The sequence below is a fragment of the Armatimonas sp. genome, assembly GCF_031410135.1.
In the GTDB taxonomy this organism is placed as follows: domain Bacteria; phylum Armatimonadota; class Armatimonadia; order Armatimonadales; family Armatimonadaceae; genus Armatimonas.
This window is the reverse complement of the sequence record NZ_JANNYP010000576.1, coordinates 1-6,692: the sequence shown is the minus strand read 5'-3', so window position 1 is coordinate 6,692 and position 6,692 is coordinate 1. Positions and strand designations below refer to the sequence as shown.

The 6,692-nt window shown below is 59.8% G+C and carries 9 protein-coding genes; 4 read left to right on the top strand and 5 right to left on the bottom strand.

The genetic code is table 11. The features are described 5' to 3' along the window. Positions 1–281: 281 nt before the first annotated feature. The gene (locus RMO15_RS21300; protein WP_309716809.1) at positions 282–602 is read left to right on the top strand and encodes a hypothetical protein; all 321 of its coding nucleotides are present in this window, start codon (positions 282–284) and stop codon (positions 600–602) included. A 134-nt stretch (positions 603–736) separates the two neighbouring features. After that, a complete protein-coding gene (locus RMO15_RS21295) occupies positions 737–979 on the top strand; it encodes a hypothetical protein (protein WP_309716806.1) in 243 nt (80 codons plus the stop codon). 245 nt (positions 980–1,224) lie between these two features. Here the strand turns inward: RMO15_RS21295 and RMO15_RS21290 are convergent, their stop codons facing one another. Then, positions 1,225–2,151, bottom strand: a complete 927-nt coding sequence (locus RMO15_RS21290; protein ID WP_309716802.1) for a hypothetical protein — start codon at positions 2,149–2,151, stop codon at positions 1,225–1,227. Between the two features lie 145 nt (positions 2,152–2,296). On the opposite strand from RMO15_RS21290, the gene RMO15_RS21285 reads away from it, so the two are divergent. Both RMO15_RS21285 and RMO15_RS21280 read left to right on the top strand, forming a co-directional pair. Next, positions 2,297–2,596, top strand: a complete 300-nt coding sequence (locus tag RMO15_RS21285) for a hypothetical protein (RefSeq protein ID WP_309716799.1) — start codon at positions 2,297–2,299, stop codon at positions 2,594–2,596. A 45-nt stretch (positions 2,597–2,641) separates the two neighbouring features. After that, positions 2,642–4,204, top strand: a complete 1,563-nt coding sequence (locus RMO15_RS21280) for an SUMF1/EgtB/PvdO family nonheme iron enzyme (protein ID WP_309716796.1) — start codon at positions 2,642–2,644, stop codon at positions 4,202–4,204. A gap of 446 nt (positions 4,205–4,650) precedes the next feature. Here the strand turns inward: RMO15_RS21280 and RMO15_RS21275 are convergent, their stop codons facing one another. The 4 genes from RMO15_RS21275 to RMO15_RS21260 all read right to left on the bottom strand — a co-directional run. Then, positions 4,651–4,839: a hypothetical protein gene (locus RMO15_RS21275; protein ID WP_309716792.1), complete on the bottom strand. Its 189-nt coding sequence runs from the start codon at positions 4,837–4,839 to the stop codon at positions 4,651–4,653. After that, positions 4,836–5,462: a hypothetical protein gene (locus tag RMO15_RS21270; protein ID WP_309716790.1), complete on the bottom strand. Its 627-nt coding sequence runs from the start codon at positions 5,460–5,462 to the stop codon at positions 4,836–4,838. The genes RMO15_RS21275 and RMO15_RS21270 overlap by 4 nt, the downstream gene beginning before the upstream one ends. A 63-nt stretch (positions 5,463–5,525) precedes the next feature. Next, complete coding sequence (locus tag RMO15_RS21265) at positions 5,526–5,969, bottom strand: hypothetical protein (RefSeq protein WP_309716787.1); 444 nt, start codon at positions 5,967–5,969, stop codon at positions 5,526–5,528. Continuing rightward, on the bottom strand, positions 5,959–6,692 hold a 734-nt coding region (locus RMO15_RS21260; protein ID WP_309716784.1), incomplete at its 5' end, for a hypothetical protein. The genes RMO15_RS21260 and RMO15_RS21265, both read right to left, overlap by 11 nt.

The window sequence follows — 6,692 nt, the reverse complement described above, 5'->3', positions numbered from 1 at the left end:
GTGATAAGAGTGAGCGTTTCGGTCATGAAACGAGGTTACCTCAAATTTGCTAAACCCCTCAAAAAATGAGCGAACCATGAGTAATAGATCACAATAAAAACACAAAGGCGAGCTGTAACGATCACCAACTTCGGTTTTGCGAGACATCGAAGATTTTTCGTTCGTACCTCACTGGCGAAAGTGTATCTCCTGAGGCGCTGGGCAATAGGCGGGTGAAAGCCATTTTTAGGGTAGGCACCTCCCCAAACGCCGCTCTTCCAGGAGCAATGAGCACCCACGACTTGGCAAGCATAACAATCGGCAAACGAGAGCGACAGATGGACTGGTGGCCCAAGCGAAAAGCGAAAACCGTACAATCGGCGCAAACCACGCATGCTGACCGAGCGTCGCGGCGACCGGAGTTGATCGAAGCCGCCCCACTCTTCGGTGAGCTGGCCGACGCCCTCGACGAGCTTTACATCGCCGCAGAGAAACGCCTCGCCCAGCCCGACTTCAACTACGACCGACAGGCCGGATGCAACATCGGCGACCACCTCGCCCGCGCCGCCTGGATGATGGGAGCGTACCTCACGCAGGGGCTTTGTTGCATATCGCGGCATTAACAGTCCTTGATATCAACATCTATCAGGAAAATCGAACAAGACGAATGCCTAAACAAATAAACATACTGTTGTTGATAACTGGCGATTGCCTGAGATATTTATAGACGAGACAAATCTGAGACACTGCCGTCGTTATGCAACAAAGCCGCACGCAGGTTCCCGCCGGGCCGCCGAGCGCGTTCCTCCCCGCCGCCCTAAACGCCCTCGACGACTCCCGCACAGCCTACCTCGAAACCTACGATGATCCCGACTGGTTCGGCATCGGCGCACACAACAACGTCATCCGGGTCGCCCTAGCCGCCTGCAGCCGACATGGCGTCCCCCGACCCACCGTGGAAGACACGCTCCCTCGCGATGACTTCGACGAGTACGAATAGGGGGCTGCTCACCAAATCCAAACCGAACAACAACAGTTTCCTCTGTCTTCCCCAGCATCCATTAAGAGGCATGCAACGCAGAGCCGCAAGGCAAAACGACGCAAAGCTCGGTGTGGTCCACCCGCAGCGGTGTCCAGCTTCGCGGCGAACGCGAAGCGAATATAAAACAGCCCCGCGACGGCTGGTAGCCTAACGGCGAACGTCAAAGCGGGGAAGCTGCCCTCTGCGACTTATCGGGCGGGGGATTACTCGGCGAGGAGCTCTTCCCAGGACTCGGCTTCGGGGAGGCGATCTGCCAGCACTTCCAGGCGCTCCAAATCGGCGGCGTTCAGCGCGGCCTCGACCTGGCTGCTCAGTGCGCCCAGACGCTTGGTGCCCCAGCGCAGGATCAGCCGTCGTGCTTCCGTGGTACGCCCTTGCTCTGTACCTTGCTCTAATCCCCGCTCCAAGCCTTTGCTGAGACCTTCTTGCAAGCCTTTGTCTAAGCCCTCTTGCAAGCCTTTGTCTAAGCCCTCTTGGATCAGTGCTTGATACGTTGACGATAGCTCTAGTACATTTCTGCTCATCAGTTTCTCCACAAATTCTTTGGGGTACTTCAGCCCCATCAAGACAAACGTTGCGGTGCGAAGCTGCTCGGCTTCGCTGGGTTTATGATTGCGCTCTAGCCGCTCATTGACCGCCTGCACTACCTGCGGCACTTCGGCACGGGAGACCTTTGCCACCGGTGCCAGAGGGAGCAGGCCACTGCCACCCTCCAAAAACACCTCCGGGGGCAGCTCCCAGACCCGCACAACCTCGTAGGGGAAGTCATGCACCCGCCGCCCTGCTGGCCCCACTACCTGAAAGCGCCCCGTAAGCTTCTTATGGTTGCCAAACGGGCGCAGGAGCACCAGAGTGGTCTCCACCGGGAGCTTCAAGCGGCGCGTATAGAGCACATTGTACTCCCAAACCCGCTCCTCTAGCTCGTCGTCCGGGCCTGCTTGGAACTCCACGTGGAGACCATAAGGCGGAACGGTATTAACTCTCAAAATACGGTCGCCCGCTGCGGTGATCGTGGAGAGGTCGGTCTCGATCATCTCCGAGGGGCCGATGGGCAGCTTCAGGAACCGGAGCCAGTCCTCGGGGGCGAGCTCGATAAGGAACTTTGTGGAGGCATCAAAGGGCTTAGGCACACAAAAGTATACCGCGCCGAACCCATTTCCCCACCCCCAGCCCGGCACGGGCTTTACGGCACGCAGTGCCATTGCAGACGCCGGTTTCCAACCGGCGGCAGATGCGGTGTCACAAGCTGGTATAGGTTTACGTTATAATGCTCTCATGAACAGGCGCTCTCTTCTCGTCTCCAGCCTTACCGCCCTTGCCTTTCCGCTCGAAGCCTTCGCTCGTCCCCAGCAGATCAAGTCTCTGGCGATTGTTCCCCGCTCCGGGCCACTGGCGGACACGACGGTCTATACTAACTCCTACGCTGTGCTGGTGGGGATCAGCGCATACGCGCACCTGGGCAAGAACCTCAGCTTCGCGGCCAAAGACGCCACCGACTTGCGGGATGTGCTCGTGGCTTCCTACGGCTTTCTCCCCGAGAACATCGCCGTGCTCACCGACACCCAGGCGACCTAGCGGGGGATCGAGTAGGCGCTCGCACAGCTTGCCATTGGCGGGCGCGTGAAGGAGACCGACCGTGTACTCGTGTTCTTCTCCGGCCACGGACAGACTGTGAAGCTGCCCACTGGCGGGGAGATGGGCTTTCTCATTCCCCACGATGCCGAGGTAGATCTCAACAAGCCAGAGGACAACTCGGGCTACCTCACCGACTGCATCGCCATGAACCGTGTCTGGGAGTTTCTGGAAGCCTGCCCCGCACGCCACCGCCTCCTCATCGCCGATGCCTGCTTCGGTGGCCTGCTCATCCAGCCCCGCTCGCCAGGTGCCCGGCCCAACCTCGCCGTGATCAAGAACCTCCTGGCTCGGCCCGCGCTCCAAGCCATCACAGCGGGCGGGCGCTCCGAAGAGGCCCTGGAAGACCCCAAGCTGGGCCACGGTGCGCTCACCTTCAAGCTACTGGAGGAGCTACGCGCCCTGGCCGCCACTCCCGGTGAGCTGCTGCTCGCCAGTGAGCTAGGCACCGCGCTAAAGACCAGTGTCGCCAACATCACCAACGCCAAACAGACCCCTCAGTTCGGAAGCCGTGGCACGGAAGGGGAGTTTCTCTTCATCAGCGTGGGCAAGAGCGCGGCCCTTGCTCCTGTGGTAGTAGCGCCCAAGAAAGTGGCCCAGACGGCGGTTCTGAAGATCACTGGTCCGCTAGCGAGCACCGTGGTAACGGTGGATGGAACCCAGGTGAGCGGCTCGTCGTACACGCGCTCGGTGGTCGATCCCGTGTCGGTGAGTGTGGTAGTGCGCACTCCGGGCTACGAGGATGTTCGGCAGAGCATCACGTTGGTGCCCGGTGAGACAGTCCCTCTCGCGCTAAGCTACACGGCCCTTCCCAAGCCCAGTCCCAGCAAGCCCACTGCAACGACAGTCAAGCCCTCTGCGACTGTGGGCGGGAAAGGCAAGAAACCTGTTGGTTCGCGTAAGGGGGCTCGTTGGACTCGTAAAGGCGATGCTGAGATGTGCTTTGTTCCGGGTGGTGCGTTTGTCATGGGTGAGACGAAAAAGCGTGTGACGGTTTCCGACTTCTGGATGGACGCGACTCCTGTAACAGTGGCCCAGTGGAAAGCGTACTGCGCGGCCACGGGTAAGAGTATGCCGGCACTTCCAAGTTCCCCCGTTTGGTCTGGTGGCTGGGACTCTGTTCTGGATCACCCGATTGTGAACGTGAGCTGGGACGAAGCGAGTGCGTTTGCGACTTGGGCGGGTGGTCGTTTGCCGACAAGTGCTGAGTTCGAGTACGCGGCTCGTGACGGTGGCCGTACTATTGAGTACCCTTGGGGCAATGATGCGCCTTCAAATCAGTTGTGGTGGACAAAAACGAGTAGCGATAAAGGTACTGCTCCAGTTAAGCGTAGCTCTAACGTTTTCGTTAACAGCCACGGCCTGTCAGATATGGCGGGGAACGTGTATCAGTGGTGTAGTGACGGCCGAAGCACCGCTAACCGCTATAGCAAGGGCGGTTCTTGGCGCTTCTACATCGCGTATATCTTCCGTTGCGCGCATCGGGACTACAACTCGCCGGGCTACCGAGACGGCTACCTCGGTTTCCGTCTCTGTGCAGGACCGTCGTAGGGTATTTAGTTTGTTTTAACAGCGCGAAGCGCTTCGATTTAATTTTACAGTGTCATTATATCTCATAAAATGATACTTGTAAAGAAAAAGTTGCGTTTTTTAGGGAAATAGAGTATGCTTTTCCTGGCCCAATCTTCACCGAAAGGGCCAGGGTTACTCTCGGGAGCGGCGGTTCTTGGAACAACAACAACGCGAATAACTTCCGTTGCGCGTATCGGAACAACAACTCGCCGGGCAACCGAAACAACAACCTCGGTTTCCGTCTCTGTGCAGCACCCACCCGTGTGTTTCTTCTGTTGGTGAACACACGTGAGTGCGGTCCACCCGGAGAGTGATCCCGCCTTTGGGTGAACCTAAGGCAAATATAAAAAGGCCCCGCGACGGCTGGTAGCGCTTACCCGTGAACGTCGAAGCGGGGAACCCTGCGCCCTGACAAAAAGCCGCAATCACTTCCCGATGACTTTGGTTGGGCGAGCAGGGCGTGTTGGGAGGGGCTTTCGTCGGGGTGTTGACGAGACGCTAGCCGACTCCGCCAGCTCTGCCGGGTCATAAGAAAGTCGCCCTGCCGACGGATCGAGCAGATCATCTTCCAGCGGAACCGACTCCGCCCACTCTTTTGTAAACTCGAACTTCATCTTGAACCTCCCTGCAAGAAAGTATCGGCATCTGCCGTGCTCAGCTCAAAGTAGCGCAGCTTATCGTAGTTATCGTCGCGTCCCAGATCCTGCATCCCGCAAGTGCGCCGATAGAACGACTCCGCTTGGGGGAGCGAGTGCAATCCGGTTTTGCCGCTCCAGCCCAACGACTGACTGACCTGAACCGCCGCCCCGATCAGCACACGCCCCACACCCGCGAAGCGTGGCACGGGAGCCAGCCCGCGCAGGTTCCAAGGAGCCGCCGCCAGATAGTCCACGTACACCAGCGGCTCTCCCAGCGTGTCCGCCAGGCGGCTGGTGTGATCAGTGCGCAGGATCATCAAGCCCTGCATCTCCCCGTCACAGACCACGCCAAGAAGCCGGAAGTTCTGACGAACCAGCGCATACCGCGCCTTTCTCAGCCAGTCCCAGTGCTTATGCTCCGGCAGATCGAACGAGATCGCCCCTGCGGCTCGGGCCTGCTCCAGCGCCTGAACCAAGAAAGGCTGCCAGAGCGCCTCGGCCTCTTTCACCGCATCCAAAGACACGCCATCGAGCAGACTTGCCTCCGCCAGCGCTCCAAAATCCCCCCGACGCAGGTAGACACGACTCGAATCACTCACGCCGAATAGTATACCGGAAGCGCCCGATTTCAGCCGGTCAGCCAACGGCCACCAAAGCTCCTATCAACGGCCACCAAGGTGCTCCAATCCGAGGTATTCTGCGACCGCATTTCTCGCCTCTAACCAGCTTCGACAGACCACAAATCGAGAGCCCAACGGCTCCAGCGCGGCACGAAACGCCGCCTGCTCCTCGGTCAGTCCGTTGCGTCCTGCTTTCAGTTCAATGTAAAGCCCGTGGCACCCCGACGATGGCACCGGTACGAACACATCCCACACCCCGGCGGTCAGCCCCAACTCAACGGCGTCCGCCCCGCGCTTCGGCCCCAGCCACAAACCGTTCGGGATCGCATGCACCCAGCGCAGCTCAGGATATGCTCTCGCGTGGAGCCGAAGCCACACGAAGAACGCCCGCTGCTCCTGGGCTTCGACCTCGGCGCGGGGCTTACGGGGCCGGATGCTCGCCATGCCGCGTAGGCAAAGCTGGCCGTCGCGCCGCTTACCCGGCATCGCTGGCTCCCAAGGCTTCAGCCCGCTCTCGTGCCAGCCGTTTCGCCCGCATCAGCACAGGAAGCGACTCCACGCCGCGCCGCCGCGCAAGAGACTTCTCAGGCTCCGTGCCACCCGTCAAAACCTCAGCAAATGCTTGGGCTAGAAACTCCGCCCGTTCACCTTCAGAGAGTGCCTCCCATGCCGCCGCCGAGCTCTCGGGTTCAGCGGTGCGCGGAAGAACAGTCTCTGTCCGCATCTGCGCTGGTGCAACGATGATCCTCTGTGGCCGCTCGCCCAAGTCAGAAGCATGACTCGACGACGGCGTGGGTGCGAGCCACCCGGCACGTATCGCCGTAAAGAGAAGCGCGGGCAGGCTCCGCACTTCGTGCGAGGCCGCGTAAGCCCGTGCCGCTCTGACCGCACTCCTCACCGCATCCAAAGGCTTCTCCCCGACCGCTCGACGGGCGGCATGTACTGTAAGTCCTGCATCTACAGCCACGGTGACGGCTTCGCTATCTGGCTCTGAAACCTCCGCAGGAGAGACAACAACATCCACTATCTTGGACTCTGAGCCAGCCCTTCGTACAGTTGTCGTCTTCTGCGCTTTGCTCTCTTCTAAAGGAAAGGGCCGCGCAATTGTCCGCGCAGACCCCGCGCAATTCTGGTGCTCAGAGCGAACCCCAAGTCGGCCCAGGTCAAGCTCCCTGCGCCACTTGCCCAGGCGCTTGAGCAGCGAGCGAC

Bases quoted from the DNA above. Each gene is read 5' to 3' on its own strand.
- RMO15_RS21265 (WP_309716787.1), bottom strand. From the start codon at position 5,969: ATGCCGGGTAAGCGGCGCGACGGCCAGCTTTGCCTACGCGGCATGGCG.
- RMO15_RS21285 (WP_309716799.1), top strand. From the start codon at position 2,297: ATGAACAGGCGCTCTCTTCTCGTCTCCAGCCTTACCGCCCTTGCCTTT.
- RMO15_RS21295 (WP_309716806.1), top strand. From the start codon at position 737: ATGCAACAAAGCCGCACGCAGGTTCCCGCCGGGCCGCCGAGCGCGTTC.
- RMO15_RS21275 (WP_309716792.1), bottom strand. From the start codon at position 4,839: ATGAAGTTCGAGTTTACAAAAGAGTGGGCGGAGTCGGTTCCGCTGGAA.